Origin of the sequence: Duodenibacillus massiliensis (assembly GCF_900128485.1) — a bacterium.
GTDB lineage: Bacteria > Pseudomonadota > Gammaproteobacteria > Burkholderiales > Burkholderiaceae_F > Duodenibacillus > Duodenibacillus massiliensis.
In genome coordinates this window covers 403,782-421,013 of record NZ_LT635859.1, presented here as the reverse complement: position 1 = coordinate 421,013, position 17,232 = coordinate 403,782, and the positions used below count along the sequence as shown (strand labels likewise).

Below are 17,232 nucleotides of genomic sequence, written 5' to 3'. Positions count from 1 at the left end.
TTTATTTTGATCGGATTTGAAAAAATGAGTATTAAGTCAGACAGATGGATTCGCAAGATGGCGGCTCAGGGCATGATTGAGCCTTTTGAACCTAATCAGGTGCGCTATGTCGACAACCGAAAGATTGTCAGCTACGGGACATCGTCTTACGGCTATGACATCCGCTGTGCCAACGAGTTCAAGGTCTTTACCAACATCAATTCGACCATCGTTGATCCGAAGGATTTCGATCCGGCCTCATTTGTGGATGTTGTAAGTGATGTCTGCATCATTCCTCCCAATTCCTTTGCGCTGGCCCGTACCGTTGAATATTTCCGAATTCCCCGCAACGTACTGACGATTTGTTTGGGTAAGTCCACATATGCCCGCTGCGGCATCATCGTGAACGTGACGCCGTTTGAACCGGAATGGGAAGGGTACGTAACTTTGGAGTTTTCAAACACTACGCCTTTGCCGGCTAAGATCTACGCGAATGAAGGCTGTGCACAGGTCCTTTTCTTTGAAGGGGATGAGGAGTGTGAAACGAGTTATCGGGACAGAGGCGGAAAGTATCAGGGGCAGGTTGGTGTTACTCTCCCCAGGACATAAAGCTGAAAAAACAGGGTTGTCTTCCTTGATTTTATGCTGGAAATTGCTGATAATACGCCCCTTCCCGGTTTGGCACGTGGGCGCATGCCCGTCGTAAGACCGCTCCGTCAGCAGACGGCTTGATATATAGCGGCAGGCGCGCAAGGCAGCCAGGGCGACCGACTAATTAATCGGAATTTTTATCAAATGAAACCCAATATTCACCCCGAGTACCGTGAGGTTGCCTTCGTTGACCTCTCGATCAACAAGACCTTCATCATTTCGAGCTCTGTTCAGACGAAAGAGACCATCGAAATCGACGGCAAGACCTATCCGCTCTTCAAGCTCGATACCTCTTCTGAAAGCCATCCGTTCTACACCGGTGCTCAGACCCGTATCGTTGAAGCCGGCCGTGTTGAAAAGTTCCGCGCCAAGTTCGCTGCGAAGAACCAGGAACTCAACGCCGCTGCTGCCAAGGCAAAGGCCAAGTAATTTCGGGCTCTTTGAGGTTTGCGTCTGACCGACGCAAATTCTCGGAAAAAGGGGCAGAAGGACGCAAAATCATAATTTTTGAGTCCGGCTGCCCTTTTTTCATGGCGTTGAGCACCTTATTATTGCCCTGTGCTGTTCCGGCCCTGCTTTTCCCCGATTATTGGAAAGTTCATGCTTGACCTTCGCCCGATTCCCGCCAACGTCAGCTCAACGGCTGCTGCCAAGCTACCGCGTTTTCTGTTGCTGGCGATTCTGATTCTCTTCATTGTTCCGGGGCTCTTTGACCGAGCTGTCTGGACCGTGAGAGAAGGGGCCGCTTTCGGACAGTTTTGGGAGATGGCGCACGGTGACTTCGTCTCCTGGCTTTTCCCTATGGCTTCCGGTCTTGTGATCACGGATCACGGCCCGCTTTCCATTTGGGCGGGGGCTATCCTGATGCGGCTACTGGGGAATGAATTTACCCCCGTGGTGGCAGCGAGAATTACGGCCTGCCTGTGGTTTGCCATCACAACCGCTTCGATTTGGTACGGAACCTGGTATCTGGCGCGTCGTAAAGAAGCACAGCCCTTGGGTACAATCTTTGCAGACCAAGCGACTTACCGGGATTACGGACGCATGGTCGCTGATGCCGCCACACTCTTTTTCATTGCTTTGTTCGGGCTCGTGATCCGCTTGCGAGAGCCGACATACGATTCCGCAGAACTCGCGTTCTGCTCTCTGGCTTTCTTCTCCTGCGCCTGGGCACTTACAAGGCCCTATTTTGGGGCGGCATTGGCAGGTGTTGCCTGTGCCGGTCTGATGCTTACGGCAAGTCTCATCTTGGGGATTGCGGCGCTTTTAGCCTGCCTTTTCAGTTTTCTGATGCTCCCTACGCGGGGAAAGACCGATAAGAAACTGATCATCACGCTGGCGGTCACTGTTCTTTTGTTTTCGCTTTGGCCGCTGGCTGCCTGGGTGACTTCGTCGGAAGTGATCAGCGACTACTTCCTTCTTTGGGCCCAGAAGCAGGTGGAATATTTCGGGTTTCTCAGTTTTGAGGAACTGGACTGGTTTGTCCGTCATGTGCTGTGGTACCTGTGCCCAGTGTGGCCGTTTGCCATTCTCGGCTTCGTGAAGTGGCGAAAGCACAAGACGGCGCCCTTCATGGCCTTACCGGCTGTTTTTCTCTCGGTGTGGTTTGTGGGCTTTTTGGTGTCGGGAAGCCTCAGTGCGGAAGATCTCTTAAACCTTATTATTGCCCCGCTTTGCACGGTGGCGGCCTTTGGGCTTATCTCCGCCAAACGCTCTTTTCAGAGCATGCTCGACGGCTTTGCTCTTACGATCACGACGCTCGGACTGCTCGGTGTATGGGCTTACTGGTTTGCCTGGCTGATGGGCTTTCCGCCCAAGATGGCTAAGTCCATCATTAATCTTGCGCCGACCGCGCAGGCATCGGAAGCCGGATTCCTCGGAATTCTTTTGGCTTTAACCGCAACGGTTGCCTGGTGCTGGGTCGGATACAAGCGTCTGCAGCGTCGCTCGCCCGTTCTTTGGAATGGCCCCTGGCTTTCGGCCGTCGGTATGGTGGTGCTCTGGATTGTTGTCGTGAACCTTTTCACGCAGGCCGTAAACGAAAACCGCAGCTATGAACCGGTGGGACAGGCCGTGCGTGCTCAGCTTGATAAGCTGGGATTTCAGCCCGATGACTGCTTAAAGACGGTCGGAGCTTCTCAGGGTGTGGCGTCCCTTATTTCCTATTACGGGCACATGCCTGTAACCGCCGGAAAATCGATGGTCTGTCGCTTTGAGCTGCTGCGTTTTGACGTGGATGACAAGAAGTATCAGCCGCTTCTGAAAGACCGTGCCAAAGACATCATCAAGCGTCCGAGAACCGACGAGCGTTTCATTGTGCGGCGCTTTTATCCCGGATCCTTCTTCTTCATTGAATCGGGAAATCCTCAGCGGCTCTGAGGCGGGTTAACGGCAGTTGGCAAAGAGGTCGAGGCGGTTGGTGCAGACCGCATCAACGCCGAGAGTAAAGAGCGCGTCAGCCGTGTCCGGTGAGTCCACTGTGTAGCACATAACCCCAAGCCCCATGGCATGCGCTTCTTCCACAAAGTCAGGAGTAACGGACTGCCAGTCAGGATGCACGGTCTTAACGGCAAGTTTCGTGCAGACCTCTTTCCAGTCAGTTGGGATTCCTTCAAGAAGAAGGCCTCTCGGAATTTCCGGCGCCTCAACGGCAGCCGCTGCCAAGGCGTTTCTTGAAAACGAAGAAAGCAGGGGAAGGCTTTTTCCTGCAAAGAGTTTCCTCACAATCCGCACGGTTTCCTGAGCTGTTGCCTGGGTTGCGCTTTCGCTCGCGGGCTTAATTTCAATGTTCATGAAAAGCCCGTTGGCTTCGCATGTTTCAATCGCTTCTTCCAGGGTCGGAATCCGTTCTCCGGCCCATTTTTGTGCGGTCAGTGAGCCCGCGTCAAGCGTTTTGATTTCTTTGAGCGAGAGACTTGCAACAGGGGATGCGGACTTAACGACACGCCCGAGAACCGGGTCGTGGGAGAGGACGGCAGCGCCGTCCGCGGTGAGCATGACATCGGTTTCGATGCCTTGAAAGCAGAAGTGCCGGGCTTCCCGGAATCCGGCCAGCGTGTTTTCGGGGGCCAGTGTTCCGCCGCCGCGGTGCGCTATAAACCGCGGATAAGGCCAATGAGAATTTGGGGCCGCGGCGGAAACACTGGACATGGAACTAACCTCCCTTACGCATCATGTCGAAGAACTCGTTGTTGCTCTTCGTGCTGCGGATTTTATCGAGAAGGAATTCCATTGCCTCAATTTCATCCATGTCGTAAAGAAGTTTTCTGAGAACCCAAACTTTCTGAAGAACGTCGGGTTTCAGGAGTAGCTCTTCACGGCGCGTACCGGAGCGGTTCACATTGATGGCCGGGTACACACGCTTTTCGGCAAGACGGCGTTCCAGATGGATTTCCATGTTGCCGGTGCCTTTGAATTCTTCGTAGATGACATCATCCATACGCGAGCCCGTGTCGATCAGGGCCGTTGCAAGGATCGTGAGCGAGCCGCCTTCTTCAATGTTGCGGGCCGCACCGAAGAAGCGCTTAGGACGCTGCAGGGCATTGGCGTCAACGCCGCCCGTAAGGACCTTGCCGGAGCTCGGGATCACGGTGTTGTAGGCGCGCGCAAGACGCGTAATGGAGTCAAGAAGAATGATGACGTCCTTCTTGCTTTCAGCAAGGCGCTTGGCTTTTTCAATGACCATCTCGGCTACCTGGACGTGGCGCGTGGCGGGTTCATCAAAGGTGGAAGCCACAACTTCGCCTTTGACGGAGCGCTGCATTTCCGTCACTTCTTCCGGACGTTCGTCGATCAGAAGAACGATCAGAACGCAGTCGGGGTGGTTTGCGGTAATGGCGTGCGCGATGTGCTGCATCAGAACCGTCTTACCGGACTTGGGGCTTGCAACGATGAGGCCGCGCTGGCCTTTGCCGATCGGGGCAATGATGTCGATCAGACGCCCCGTGAGGTTTTCCTCACCGCGCATGTTGCGTTCAAGCTGCAGCGGGACGTTGGGGAAAAGCGGCGTCAGGTTTTCAAAAAGCATCCTGTGCTTGACGGCTTCCGGAGCCTGACCGTTGACGGTGTCAACCTTTACAAGCGCAAAGTAGCGTTCGTTATCCTTAGGCGTACGCACTTCGCCTTCAATGGAGTCGCCCGTGTGCAGATTAAAGCGGCGGATCTGGGAGGGCGAAATGTAGATGTCGTCCGTGGAGGCGAGATAGCTCGTATCGGGACTTCTCAGAAAACCGAAGCCGTCGGGAAGGACTTCAAGGGTACCGTCGCCGAAAATCTGTTCACCGGCTTTGGCGCGTTTTTTGAGAATCGCAAACATGAGTTCCTGTTTGCGCATGCGCTGGGCATTGTCGATCTCAAGCTCCATCGCCATGTCAAGCAACTGGCTGATGTGCAGAGTTTTGAGCTCTGAAAGATGCATTTTTGATAATAGGGAAGAGTGAATCCGCCGTATCCGGATTCAGAAGCCGTATACGGCCACTGTGTGAGGAAGCGGATTTTTAACGCAGGGAACTTCCCGGAAGGCGGGAAGAAAACGGCGCCGCATCGCACGGCGCCGTGACATTTTATCAGCAGTACTGCTCGATAAAGGCGGTGAGCTGGGCACGGCCCAGGGCACCGGTGTGCTGGCCGATGATTTCGCCGTTCTTGTAAACGAGGATGGTCGGGATGCCGCGGATGCCGTTTTCGGTGGCAACCTGGTTGCTTTCATCAACGTTGTACTTGGCAACGACAACCTTACCGGCGTAGGTGTCGGCAGCTTCCTCAAGAAGCGGGCCGAGCATACGGCAGGGGGCGCACCACGGAGCCCAGAAGTCAACAAACACGGGCTTGTCGGCAACCTGCTTGACTTCGGCGTCGAAGTTGGAGTCGTTTACGACACGGATGTTTTCGCTCATTTTTGATGTCCTGTAAAAAAGATGGAATTTGGGGAGACGTTTCTGCGCCCTGATCGCGCATTTCCGCAGAAATCCATGAATGCTGCGGCTCTTCGCTAGGTATGGGAATAAGCAGGGACAGACAGAACCTCTCGAATCAAGGGGCTCACGGAACTGCTCTTAAGCATGCGGGCCCGATGCGTTAAATGTGAGATGCACTATACAAAAAAACTGCGGCTCAGACAAGATTGATAGCCTATAGCATCGGTAGACACAGTGAGGCTGAAGTAGGGATAAAGGCCTATTGGAGAAGAGGGAAGACTCAAGGCAAAATTAGAGTTTGGTCGTGCATGGATATTTCCTTCACGAATCCCGATGTGCTGCAGGCGGGAATAACTGCAGGGCAGGCGACAAAGATGATTGTTCCTTTCTCATACTGTGCAGGAGATTTCTTGCAATGAAAAACAAACTTTTTGCTGTGGCCGCTGTGTTGACTGCAGCCGTAACGTCTTTTGCTGCTCAGGCGGCCGAAGAACTGCGTGTCGGGACGCATCCGACGTTTGCGCCGTTTGAATTCATGGATACGCACACCCGTGAGTATGTCGGGTTTGACATGGACCTCATCCGTGAAATCGGCAAGCGCGCGGGCTACGACGTCAAAATCGTCAACATGGGCTTTGACGGTCTGATCCCGGCGCTTTTTTCCGGCACGATTGATATCGCGGCATCCGGCATCACCATCACGGAAGAGCGCAAGAAGAAGGTTGACTTCTGTGATCCTTACTATCAGGCAGGTCAGGGCCTTTTGGTCCGCACGGAATCGTCCGGTACCTACAAGGACTTAAAGAGCCTCGAAGGTAAGGTTGTTGCCGTTCAGATCGGAACGACCGGCGCGGATCTTGCCAAAACCATTAAGGGCGCTGAAATCAAGGCCTTTAATACGGGCGCCGAAGCCTTCATGGATCTGAAGATGAGAGGCAGTGAAGCCGTCATCACGGACCGTCCGGTGATCGGCTACTTCATGGTGAAGAACCCGAAGGCCGCCAAGGGCCTGACGCTTCAGAAGACGCGTCTTGATGCCGAATACTTCGGTTTTGCCGTTAAGAAGGGTAATAAAGCTGTGGCAACGAAAGTCAATGATGCGTTGCGCTCGATGAAGTCGGACGGAACCTATCAGAAGCTCTATCAGAAGTGGTTCGGTGCTCAATAATCAAAACAGAGCCTTGGTATAATTCAGTGGTACAAAATAGGAGAGGGCGGGATACGTCTTCTCCTTTTTTGCAAGCTAAAGATTAAAAGCTCTTTGTCCTGCCTTTTTTGAGTAAATTTAAATAAATGATTCTCCAAAATATAACTTTTGAACAAGATCAAGGCATAGAAGCACATGATCTTTTCTACCGCGGCAATGCAGTTTGTGATAAAAGGAATAAAACACTGTATTTTAGAAAGGGGCAGGAAGAATTATTTAATACGTTTTTCAATTCTTTATCCGTAAAAACATGGAAAAAAGAATGTGGAATTAATCATGTTTTTATGAAGATAAGAGGTAGCGGTAAGTTTATCGTCAGATTTGGTTTGCAAAAGGCGTATAAGCCGATTCTTTGGTTGGGAGATCACCAGGTATCATTGGAAGCAGATGAGGCTTGCATTGACATGCCGTTTTGGGAAGGCCTGGAGCAAGGACTGGTTTTTGTCAGTGTTACAGCTATCAGTGATGGTGAGATATCTGGTGGTGGTTTTTTTACAAACGAACCAACTAGAAGAGACATTAAGTTGGGGTTGGTGATAACACACTTCAATCGAAAAAAATACGTGATACCTGCGGTCCATCGTATTTGCCAAGATGTTTTAAACGATACGAGATATTCAAATATTTATTTGGTGGTAGTTGATAATTCTAAAAACTTGACTAGGCATGAACTGGAAAGTAATGACAAAGTCTATTTGATACCTAATACAAATGTTGGAGGTTCGGGGGGGCTTTGCTCGAGGTTTGCTATATCTGAAAGATAATGGTTTTAGCCATTGTCTTTTTATGGATGATGATGCTAGTTGCCATGAGGAAAGTATTAAAAGAACTTATGCTTACTGGTCTTATGTTGTTGATGATCGATCAATGGGCATAAGCGGAATTTTATTTGATGAGAATTTTCCTGTCACGGTATTGGAAGCAGGTGGGCGTTGGAGCGAGCGAGGATGGTTTGGTGTTTTTCAAAAGAAAAATGCTGGTTCTATTGACGATTTAACAGTAATGGATAGCCTTGGGTACTCGGCTAATTATGGGGCCTGGTGTTTTTTTTCGTTTTCTGTGAAATCCATTAGTCACTATCCCTTTCCGTTTTTTGTCCGTGGTGATGATATTCTTTTTTCTCTGCAAAATAATTTAAAAATTATTACGCTCCTCGGAGTGTCTACATGGGTTGACAGTTTTTCAAATAAGGAATCAGTGTTTACGCAATATTTGTCTGCTCGCTCTCAGTTGATTATTTCAATTTACGCCAAAAGAGCATCTGCGAGATCCTGGTTCAGACTTTTTGTATCTCAAAACAGAGGGTGCGTAGGTTCTTATAACTATGCTTTGTCCTATGCAACCTATAAAGCGTATCAGGATATATTGTGTAAAACTAACTTATTTGCTGAAGACATGACGGGGGAGAAGTTTAGAGGGGAGTTGCAGGATATCCCTGCATTTGATCATGTTATTCCCTTTACAGAGTTTCCTCAGAAGATGTTGAAGAAGCGTTTTTGGATGAGTCCAATGAGAAAGATATCTTTAAATTGTGCATTGTTGCCTCGTTTTCTTTTAGGGAGCAGAGCTTTTGTAAAAAAATGGCAGCCATTAACTTGGAAGTTAACATGTTTTTATCGTGATTGCTATTGTTATAACAATGATGCGGGCGTGATGACATGCTTTCGTCATAATAAAATAGAAATTATCAAGTCATTTTTTCGGAACTTTTGTATGGGGTTGAGAATTTTTATGAAATTCAGATGCTGTAATAAGAAATACGAAACCCAACTTGAGAAGTTGACTACCGAAAACTTTTGGAGGAGATATTTTGAAAAAAACGACAGATAGTTTTAAGTAAAAATAATTTGGATTGTTTTGGATGGTTTGATCTCTAGTTTTGGCTAGGGTGCTCTGTTTTCAATGCTTTTATTGGCTATCAGTAAGTTTCGATAATGCTTTCTTTGAATAATGAGACAAGCAATAGCATGAATGAAAAACACTAGTGTTTGGCTATTTTTGTACAGCTCAGCCATTGTTGAAATAATAGTTTTCACATATAATGCTCGCTCGGCGGGTCCCCTCGCATGAAAGCTCTGTGAACCTGGTCAGGTCGGGAACGAAGCAGCCACAGCGGAAGTCTTTTAGTGCCGAGGATAAGGCTCGCCGTTTTTGTATCTTCAAAAATCTGCCGATCGGCCGTTGCGTGCCTTAAACTCTCCGCTGCAACCGATGCTCGGCGTAAAGCCAGCCGGGTATTGCTGAGGTCACCTTTTCAGGATCGTTTTCATGAGCTACCAGGTACTTGCCCGCAAATGGCGTCCGCATGACTTTGACAGTATGGTCGGTCAGGATGCCGTTGTTGCGGCACTTAAGCATGCACTGGACGAAAACCGTCTGCATCATGCCTACCTTTTTACCGGCACGCGCGGCGTGGGTAAGACAACGCTCTCCCGTATTCTTGCGAAGTGCCTTAACTGCACGGGAGAAGACGGCAAAGGGGGCGTGACCTCGCACCCCTGCGGCAAGTGCGAAGCCTGTCGGGCGATTGACGAAGGGCGTTTCGTTGATTACATCGAAATCGACGCGGCCTCCAACCGCTCCGTTGAAGAGATGACCGCGCTTTTGGAGCGCGCGATGTACGCTCCCACGCAGGGCCGCTACAAGGTCTACATGATCGACGAAGTGCATATGCTCACAACGCATGCCTTTAACGCCATGTTAAAGACCCTGGAAGAGCCGCCGGAGTATGTGAAGTTCATTCTCGCTACAACCGATCCTCAGAAAGTGCCGATGACGGTGCTTTCCCGCTGCCTGCAATTTAACTTGCGCAATATGTCGCCGCAGGCCGTGGCCGATCACATGGAAAATATTCTCAAGCAAGAGGGAATCGAAGCCGAACGATCAGCCCTTTTGTTGCTCGGTAAATGCGCGCGCGGTTCCATGCGCGATGGGTTGAGCCTTCTGGATCAGGCAATTGCTTATGCAGCGGGCCCCGTGACACTTAAATCTGTGCGTGAAATGCTGGGTGTCATCGGGGACGAGGCCCTTGTTGACCTCATGATGCATGTGGCTTCCGGCAACACGCAGGCGGCGCTTGCTGAAGCCGAAAAGTTGGGTTCCGAAGGGCTCTCCTACACGGAAGCCGTGCGGGCGATGGCGGGGCTTTTGCACCGCGTGGCTTTGGTACAGCGTGTGCCGGAACTTCTGGACGATGAAGACACGACGTCTGCCGGCATCAGGGCTCTGGCAAAAGCCATGACCCCGGAAGAAGTGCAGCTCGATTACCAGATTGCACTGCAGGCACGCAACGATATGCCGCTCGCGCCGGACGAATATGCCGGCTTTACGATGGCCATTCTCCGGATGATGGCGTTTAGGCCGGCGGGAACGCGCCTCGGCCTTAAGGTACCGGAAAAGAAGGAAACGGCAACGACTCCTGCGGCAACGGCTACTGCGGCCGCGGCGCCGGTTCCGCCGGCAGAACCTAAACCGCAGGTTGCTCCTGAAATCGCTGAACCACCGGCGGTGCATGAACCCGACATTGTCGAACCCAACATTTCGGATATGCCGCCGCCCTGGGAGGACGACGGGGGAGAGCACGGCGCCGGTTAAGTCACTGCACACCAAAAGCCCTGAGGTGATACCGCTTCCGCAGGAAGTCCACCCTTCGGCGCTTTTGCTTAACTGGCGCGAACTGCTGTGCAGAACCAGTCTTAAGGGACTGGCAAAAGAAGTGGCCGCTTCAAGCGCCGTGGATGAGCTCGATGACCATCACGTGCTCCTGGCGGTTGCCTCACAGACGTTGGTCAACGAAGCCATTCAGCAGGAAATCCGTGAGGCCCTCGAGAAAGCGCTCGGACACCCCTTTGCCGTGCATTTTGCGCCGCGGGAAAGATCTCAGGATGAGCCAAGCGTCTCACTTTTAGTGGAAACGGAACGGCGAAAGGCGCGTCTTGCGATGATCACGGCCTTCAAAAGTGATCCTTTTGTGCAAAAATGCGTGCAGCTACTACAGGCGAAAGTCATTGATGCCTCGGTGAGGGATATGACGGACGCTGAAATTAAGGAAACAGAGACTTATGCGTGGAAACATTCAGGGACTGCTGGCGCAGGCCCAGAAAATGCAAAAAAACGTTGAGCGCCTTCAGGCTGAGCTCGGCAACATTGAAGTGACCGGTGAAGCCGGTGCGGGCGCCGTGAAAATCACGATCACCTGCAAGCACGAAGCCCGGCGCGTTGAAATCGATCCGAAGCTTCTTTCGGGCGATCCTGATGACAAGGAAATGCTCGAAGACCTCGTGGCAGCTGCCATTAATGATGCAGCGCACAAGGCCGAGGCCCTTTCGCAGCAGAAGATGAAGGAAGCCACGGCGGGGTTGCCGCTGCCCCCCGGGTTCAAGCTCCCCTTCTGATTGCATTAAGAAACAAGAAAACCCGGTGCGGATGGCGCTTCTGTCAGCCATTTGGCGCCGGGATTTTTTATCATTCGCTTTTTCTGATTTATTCCTTTGAGATCATCGTCGTATGAGCAGCTGGGTTGATGTCCTGGTTTTGGCCTTTCTCTTTTTTATGAACGGTGTTTTCGCGATGAGCGAAATTGCGCTCGTCACGAGCCGCCGTGCGCGTCTGCAGGTGATGTCTGAGGACGGAGACAAGAGGGCCGATACAGCGTTGAAACTCCAGAGTGACCCGACCTGGGCGCTTTCCACCATTCAGGTGGGGATCACCTCCATCGGCATTCTCTCCGGTATTGTGGGCGAGTCGGCACTTGCAAAACCCCTTGCGGATTTTCTGATGGGCTTCGGCATTTCGCCGGAAACTTCAAAACTCATCGGCATCGTGACGGTGGTGGTGCTTGTCACTTACTTCTCCATTGTGTTCGGTGAACTGGTTCCCAAGCGCCTGGGACAGGTCAATCCCGAAACCGTTGCCTGCCGTGTCTCGGGTTCTTTGAAGCTCCTTTCCGTCGTGATGAGCCCCTTTGTGAAGCTTCTTTCCGTTTCCACCGAAGGCATGCTCAAGCTTTTTGGTCAGTCCGGGAAAGACCAGGCAAGCGTCACGGAAGAAGAAATTCACGCGATGATTGAAGAAGGCAGTGAATCAGGCGTCATCGACATGTCTGAGCGCGATATGGTGCGTAACGTCTTCCGTTTAGACGACCGTCAGGTGGGGTCGCTGATGACGCCGCGCGCGGACATTGAATGGATCGATCTTGAAGACAGCCAGGAAGAAAACGTCCGCAAGGTGCAGACTTCGATGAGTTCGCGCCTGATTGTCGCAAGCGGCAGCCTCGATGACATCAAGGGCTACTGTACGACGCGCTCCCTGCTGCAGCAGATGCTTGAGGGCGGAAAACCCGACTTCATGAGTAACCTCACGCCGGCCACTTATGTGCCGGAATCCCTTTCCGGGATGGAATTGCTGGAGCAGTTCAAAGTGACGGATACGCAACTTGCGCTCGTTGTGGACGAGTACGGCGGCGTGGTGGGGTTGGTTACGCCGCGCGACCTTCTGGAAGCGATTGTCGGTGAATTTAAGCCCGCAACGACGGATGACGCCTGGGCGGTGCCCCGCAACGACGGCTCGTGGTTTTTGGACGGCATCATTCCCGTCCCCGAATTAAAGGACTGCCTGCAGATTAAGGCGGTGCCCGAAGAAGAGCAGGGGCGTTACAACACATTGTCCGGCATGATGATGGTGCTTCTCGCGCGGCTTCCGAAGACCGGCGACGTTGTGCGCTGGGCCGGCTGGAAGTTTGAAGTTGCCGACATGGACGGGCGCCGTATTGACAAGGTGCTCGCAACGCCGATCCGCGCCGATATCAAGCCGACTGACGTTTCTGCCGTGCGTACCGGAACAACCGCTGTTGCCGCTCAGGCTGCTGTCGGTGAAGCCAAAGCTAAACCCGCCAACAAAACGGTCTGAGGATAGAGAATGCAGTGGATTGAAGCGCTTCAGGCGGCTTTTTTAGGAGTTGTCGAGGGGCTCACGGAGTTTCTGCCGGTGAGTTCCACCGGGCACCTCATCATCGCGGGTGACCTCATCGGGTTTCACACGGGGTCCTCCGCGGACACCTTTTACATTGCAATTCAGGCGGGCGCCATTGTTGCCGTGTGCTGGCACTACCGGGAGAGGATTTTCGCGATTTTAAGAAACCTCTTTGTGCCCGGGAAAGAACAGCGGCTCGCCGTGAACACCGTGATCGCCTTTATTCCGGCGGCTTTCCTCGGGGTACTCCTTTCCTCAACGATTAAAGCCTACCTCTTTAATCCTGCGGCGGTAGCAGCGGCCCTTATCGTAGGCGGCATTCTGATTCTCTGGATTGAACGTGCTCATGAAAAAAGCGGCAAGGCGCCGCGCGTGGCTTCCATGGACGACATGACCTGGAAGGACGCGGTGGGCGTGGGGCTGATGCAGTGTTTTGCCCTTATTCCCGGCACCAGCCGCTCGGGCGCAACGATTATCGGGGGACTTGTATTGGGTCTCTCGCGCAAGGCTGCAACGGAATTCTCGTTTTTTCTTGCGATCCCGACGATTTTCGGCGCAACGGTCTACGACCTCTATAAAAGCCGTGAGGTGCTCTCTGTTGATGTGCTGCCGTCCGTTGCCATAGGCTTTGTGGTGAGCTTTTTCTCCGCCATCCTTGTGGTGCGGTGGCTGCTGCGCTTTGTGAGTACGAACGACTTCCGCGTGTTCGGCTGGTACCGTATTGTCTTCGGTATCGTGGTTCTTGCGCTGTGTGCTGCAGGACTTGCCGATTTCTGAGTACAGACTGGCAGGAAGAGCTCTGGTGTTGAGACAACAGAGCTCGTTCTGAAAGATTCCTTTTTATTTCAGCAGGGCCGACCGGATATTCCAATCCACTTTGGCGCGCTGAGCAGCACTGAATCTTGCCTGCGCCCGGAGTGTATCTGTGCACACGGCGGGTTTGAGTACGTCGCTGCTGAACCGGAAGCAATTTGTTTTTCCTGCTTCTTCAACGGTGGCAATGCCGGCTGGTCCGATGGAAAAGCCGTATTTGCCGATACCGAAAAAGCCGTAGGTGAATTTTCTTGTCGGCCGGGCGAGGTTCTGGCCGTCTTCAGCGGCCGGAGTTTGCCCGAGTGATAATCCGATCAAAGTCGGAAAGATGTCCCGTTGTGTGACCCAGCGGTTTTGGTCAACATCTCCTAAGGGGGTTCTGACCGCTTCGGGAACCCAAAAAAGCACAGGGACCCCGAGGTGATGATGCCACGCCCCGGCTGCAGGATAGGTAAAGCGGGCATTATGGTCGCCCGTTGCAGCAATGATCGTTTTTGAAAGAAGCCCTGATTTGCGGGTATCACCGATAAACCAGCCCAGCCAGTCGGTTGCATATTGATAGGTTCTGAGTTCCTGAACAAACTCGTCTTTGGTTTTGTCCCGGACAATAACCGCAGGGAGCAGATCCGGATCCACGGGCAGTGACGCACGCCCGTCCGGTACTTTGTGCGGCGGGTGATTGGTCGTGGACAATAAAACCAAAAGTAAAGGTTGTTTTACTGCGTCTGACTGAGCGAGCAGTTTCCGGGCGTACTTAAACATCCATTCGTCACCGACACCCCAAGTACCGGTTTGGGCTTCAGGAAACGCCGCCATGATGTCGGAGGCGCCGAACACCTTGTCAAAGCCGTGCAGCGGCAGTGTTTCATTAAGGCCGCGCCAGTTGGCAAAGCCCGCACTCAGGAAAACGACTTTGTAACCGGCATTTTTAAAGGCCATGACTTTGGCAAACGGGAAAGGTTTGTGTCCGTAACGGCTCTGCGAAAGCGGTGTATAGGGCGTATCAAACAAGATGCCTTCCAGTGCCGGAAATGTTCCGCTGCCGATTGTGAGTCCGTTTCGGAAAACCCAGGCGTCATCGAGTTCACCGCTCAGCCTTCCGAGCAAGTTGTTTTTTCCGGGGACATGCGCTTCAAATTCGTCTCGGCCCATGGATTCCATTACAGCGAGCACAACGTGGGGCTTGACCGCCGGAGCAGGAGAAACCGACCGGGACTCAGGGGTGCCGAGTACCTTATTGACGGCATTGATGTCGGGGAAGCCCAGTTTTTTCAGGCCTCCTTCCGGGCCGTCATTAAACGACAGTGCCTTTTGCCCTTTCCATGCTTCATATAGCCCGATGGCACCGTTGGGAACACATTGATTGATGAAAGGGTGCGTTGAGACAGCGAGATTTTCATAGCGAAGCGGAAAGGTACTGAGACTTCCTCTGAGCATCACCCCAAGAATTACGGAAAGTAAAGCAGCTGCGGAAAAAAAGCGGATCCATCCGCCGGGGGTGTACCGGACGCCGGGGTACCACGCCAAGACAAGCGGCAGCAGCGTGCAGATTAAAAAGAAGAGGCTGTACTGCAGGATGGGCCAATCGGAAACCAGGGTAGCAATAATGGCGTTGGTGTCGTCCTGAAAAAGTCCGAAGATGACGGTGGAGATGGGGGTGCCGTAAAAGCGGAAAAACTCAACGTTGACGAATCCCAAAAGGAGCATTACACCGCCGCCCAAGAGCCCCAAAAGAACGGATGCCGTACGGCAGGCTTTAAAGCGTGCACTGAAAAGCCACAGTACCCAGGCCGGAAGCATCAGCATGGAAAGCCATCGTGCGTCAATTCTCAGTCCCATCCAGAAGGCAGGCGAAAAATCATCCCACGTCAGGGTGCCTGAACCGAATTCCGTGAAAAAAAAGCAGCGGATCCCTGTCAGGATCAGAAGAAAACCGAGGAAAAAGACGACAGGTTTTATGAAAAAGGAAAAGAGCGTCGGCGCATTGAAGGGGCGGGGCATCGGTATCGGCCGCAGGCGGCAGTCAGAGTTCGAATTAACGGGGTATTTTAAAGGGCGGACGCTAGAGGTTGGAGCCATGAAAAAGCCCGGCGTCAAAACCGGGCTTTCGCGTTTTCAGCCGAAACGTTTCTTACGCTTCGTCTTTGGCGTGGCGGTCCTTAAAGATCGCTTCCCAGCGCTCCACCTGCTTTAAGACCTGGTTGGGGGCCGTGCCGCCCACGTGGTTGCGTGCGGCAACAGACCCTTCAAGCGTGAGAACCTTATAGACGTCATCGGTGATCACGTCGCTGTAGCTTCTGAGATCGTCAAGCGAGAGTTCCGCAATGTCGCAGCCCGCTTCGGAGGCGTGACGCACGACGCGCCCCACGATGTCGTGCGCGGTACGGAACGGTACGCCGCGGCGGGTGAGGTAGTCGGCAAGGTCTGTGGCGGTGGGGTAACCGGCCGCAGCAGCCTTACGCATCTGTTCGCGGTTGGGGACAACGCCCGCCATCATTTCGATGAAGGCGCGCAGCGTGTCTTTGACGGTGTCAATTGCGTCAAAGACCGGTTCCTTGTCTTCCTGCAGATCCTTGTTGTAGGCAAGAGGCAGCCCCTTCATGAGCATGGCCATGGAGATGAGGTCGCCCACCACACGCGCGCACTTGCCGCGTGCGGTTTCGGGGACGTCCGGATTTTTCTTCTGCGGCATGATCGAAGACCCCGTCGTAAAGCGGTCGGGGAGCTTCACAAAGGAGAAGGGCTGGCTGATCCAGTAGACGAGCTCTTCGGACAGGCGCGAGATGTGCACCATGATGAGGCTCGCGGCCGAAGTAAATTCAATGCCGAAGTCGCGGTCGCTTACGGCGTCCAGCGAATTCTGCGCAACAGCTTCAAACCCGAGGAGCTTTGCACTGTACTCGCGGTCAATGGGGTAGGTGGTGCCGGCTAAAGCCGCGGCGCCTAAGGGCGAGCGGTTCACACGGTGACGGAGGTCAGACATACGCTCGCGGTCGCGTTCAAACATTTCGACGTAGGCAAGCATGTGGTGCCCGAACGTGACGGGCTGCGCCACCTGCATGTGCGTAAAGCCCGGCATGATCGTGTTGTATTCCTTGTGGGCCTGCGCAACGAGTACTTCCTGAAGGTGATCGAGCAGCCGAATGATCTCATCGATTTCGCCCCTCAGATAGAGACGAATGTCGGTAGCCACCTGGTCGTTGCGGCTGCGGCCCGTGTGAAGGCGTTTGCCGGCGTCACCGATCAGGGCCGTAAGGCGCGCTTCAATGTTGAGGTGCACGTCTTCGAGCTCAAGCTGCCAGAGAAACTTGCCGGTCTTGATTTCATCGGTGATCGTGGCCATGCCGCGGCGGATGTCGGCAAGATCCTGTTCGCTGATGACGCCGCACTTTGCGAGCATTGCCGCGTGCGCGAGCGACCCCTGAATGTCGGCCATCGCCATGCGCTTATCGAAACTCACCGACTGCGTGTATCGGAGCACGAACTCGGAAACGGGTTCAGAGAAGCGGCCTGACCAAGCTTCTTTCTTGGCGTGCAGGGGATCGGCGGAGTTGTTGTGCTCTTGAGTCATAGCGGAGAGTCCGGCAGTGTGCGGCTAATTGCCGCGGTAAGGGATTGTGCGGCCGGGGTAATCCGGTCAAAATCCGTGGAAAAACGCGCATTCTAGCAAAAAGCACCCGATCAAAACTAGGTGTA

17 protein-coding genes and 1 other RNA gene are annotated in these 17,232 nt (G+C 53.0%); 13 read left to right on the top strand and 5 right to left on the bottom strand.

Going from position 1 to position 17,232, the window contains the following annotated elements:
* Window positions 1-24 precede the first annotated feature (24 nt).
* From dcd to BQ7486_RS04890, 3 genes are all read left to right on the top strand, one after another.
* Window positions 25-588: a dCTP deaminase gene (gene dcd, locus BQ7486_RS04900; RefSeq protein ID WP_074009150.1), complete on the top strand. Its 564-nt coding sequence runs from the start codon at window positions 25-27 to the stop codon at window positions 586-588.
* A gap of 186 nt (window positions 589-774) precedes the next feature.
* Window positions 775-1,059, top strand: a complete 285-nt coding sequence (locus BQ7486_RS04895) for a type B 50S ribosomal protein L31 (RefSeq protein WP_022374022.1) — start codon at window positions 775-777, stop codon at window positions 1,057-1,059.
* A 171-nt stretch (window positions 1,060-1,230) separates the two neighbouring features.
* Window positions 1,231-3,009 (top strand): ArnT family glycosyltransferase, encoded by a 1,779-nt coding sequence (locus tag BQ7486_RS04890; protein ID WP_074009149.1) that lies wholly within the window; start codon window positions 1,231-1,233, stop codon window positions 3,007-3,009.
* Window positions 3,010-3,015: 6 nt separating this feature from the next.
* On the opposite strand, the gene BQ7486_RS04885 is transcribed toward BQ7486_RS04890, so the two are convergent.
* The 3 genes from BQ7486_RS04885 to trxA all read right to left on the bottom strand — a co-directional run bounded on the left by BQ7486_RS04885 (window position 3,016) and on the right by trxA (window position 5,525).
* Entirely contained in the window at window positions 3,016-3,780 is a 765-nt protein-coding gene (locus BQ7486_RS04885; protein WP_074009148.1) for a glycerophosphodiester phosphodiesterase family protein, read from the bottom strand.
* A gap of 4 nt (window positions 3,781-3,784) precedes the next feature.
* Complete coding sequence (gene rho / locus BQ7486_RS04880; RefSeq protein WP_022374025.1) at window positions 3,785-5,047, bottom strand: transcription termination factor Rho; 1,263 nt, start codon at window positions 5,045-5,047, stop codon at window positions 3,785-3,787.
* 148 nt (window positions 5,048-5,195) lie between these two features.
* A complete protein-coding gene (gene trxA / locus BQ7486_RS04875) occupies window positions 5,196-5,525 on the bottom strand; it encodes a thioredoxin (RefSeq protein WP_022374026.1) in 330 nt (109 codons plus the stop codon).
* A 436-nt stretch (window positions 5,526-5,961) separates the two neighbouring features.
* Here trxA and BQ7486_RS04870 point away from each other — a divergent pair, with 436 nt between their 5' ends.
* The 9 genes from BQ7486_RS04870 (at window position 5,962) to BQ7486_RS04830 (ending at window position 13,500) form a co-directional block, all read left to right on the top strand.
* Entirely contained in the window at window positions 5,962-6,714 is a 753-nt protein-coding gene (locus BQ7486_RS04870; protein ID WP_084765679.1) for a basic amino acid ABC transporter substrate-binding protein, read from the top strand.
* 125 nt (window positions 6,715-6,839) lie between these two features.
* The gene (locus BQ7486_RS04865; protein WP_074009147.1) at window positions 6,840-7,517 is read left to right on the top strand and encodes a glycosyltransferase family protein; all 678 of its coding nucleotides are present in this window, start codon (window positions 6,840-6,842) and stop codon (window positions 7,515-7,517) included.
* A 22-nt stretch (window positions 7,518-7,539) separates the two neighbouring features.
* Entirely contained in the window at window positions 7,540-8,583 is a 1,044-nt protein-coding gene (locus BQ7486_RS04860; protein ID WP_143183052.1) for a hypothetical protein, read from the top strand.
* 221 nt (window positions 8,584-8,804) lie between these two features.
* Window positions 8,805-8,903: signal recognition particle sRNA small type (gene ffs, locus BQ7486_RS04855), an RNA gene on the top strand.
* Window positions 8,904-9,021: 118 nt separating this feature from the next.
* Window positions 9,022-10,347 carry a DNA polymerase III subunit gamma/tau gene (gene dnaX / locus BQ7486_RS04850; RefSeq protein WP_074009145.1) on the top strand — a complete coding sequence of 442 codons (1,326 nt, stop codon included), beginning with the start codon at window positions 9,022-9,024 and terminating at the stop codon, window positions 10,345-10,347.
* 25 nt (window positions 10,348-10,372) lie between these two features.
* Entirely contained in the window at window positions 10,373-10,873 is a 501-nt protein-coding gene (locus BQ7486_RS04845) for a hypothetical protein (protein WP_162272237.1), read from the top strand.
* On the top strand, window positions 10,815-11,147 hold the full coding sequence (locus BQ7486_RS04840) for a YbaB/EbfC family nucleoid-associated protein (RefSeq protein ID WP_022374031.1): 333 nt from the start codon (window positions 10,815-10,817) through the stop codon (window positions 11,145-11,147). Before BQ7486_RS04845 ends, BQ7486_RS04840 begins: the two co-directional genes overlap by 59 nt.
* A 112-nt stretch (window positions 11,148-11,259) precedes the next feature.
* On the top strand, window positions 11,260-12,660 hold the full coding sequence (locus BQ7486_RS04835; RefSeq protein ID WP_074009143.1) for a hemolysin family protein: 1,401 nt from the start codon (window positions 11,260-11,262) through the stop codon (window positions 12,658-12,660).
* Window positions 12,661-12,669: 9 nt separating this feature from the next.
* Window positions 12,670-13,500, top strand: coding sequence for an undecaprenyl-diphosphate phosphatase (locus BQ7486_RS04830; protein ID WP_074009142.1), 831 nt, complete (start codon window positions 12,670-12,672; stop codon window positions 13,498-13,500).
* A gap of 63 nt (window positions 13,501-13,563) precedes the next feature.
* On the opposite strand, the gene BQ7486_RS04825 is transcribed toward BQ7486_RS04830, so the two are convergent.
* Window positions 13,564-15,342: an LTA synthase family protein gene (locus tag BQ7486_RS04825; protein WP_162272236.1), complete on the bottom strand. Its 1,779-nt coding sequence runs from the start codon at window positions 15,340-15,342 to the stop codon at window positions 13,564-13,566.
* On the opposite strand from BQ7486_RS04825, the gene BQ7486_RS12045 reads away from it, so the two are divergent.
* Window positions 15,341-15,730 carry a hypothetical protein gene (locus BQ7486_RS12045; protein WP_162272235.1) on the top strand — a complete coding sequence of 130 codons (390 nt, stop codon included), beginning with the start codon at window positions 15,341-15,343 and terminating at the stop codon, window positions 15,728-15,730. The two genes, BQ7486_RS04825 and BQ7486_RS12045, sit on opposite strands and share 2 nt — an antisense overlap.
* On the opposite strand, the gene argH is transcribed toward BQ7486_RS12045, so the two are convergent.
* The gene (gene argH, locus BQ7486_RS04820; protein WP_074009140.1) at window positions 15,668-17,107 is read right to left on the bottom strand and encodes an argininosuccinate lyase; all 1,440 of its coding nucleotides are present in this window, start codon (window positions 17,105-17,107) and stop codon (window positions 15,668-15,670) included. The two genes, BQ7486_RS12045 and argH, sit on opposite strands and share 63 nt — an antisense overlap.
* Between the last annotated feature and the right edge of the window lie 125 nt (window positions 17,108-17,232).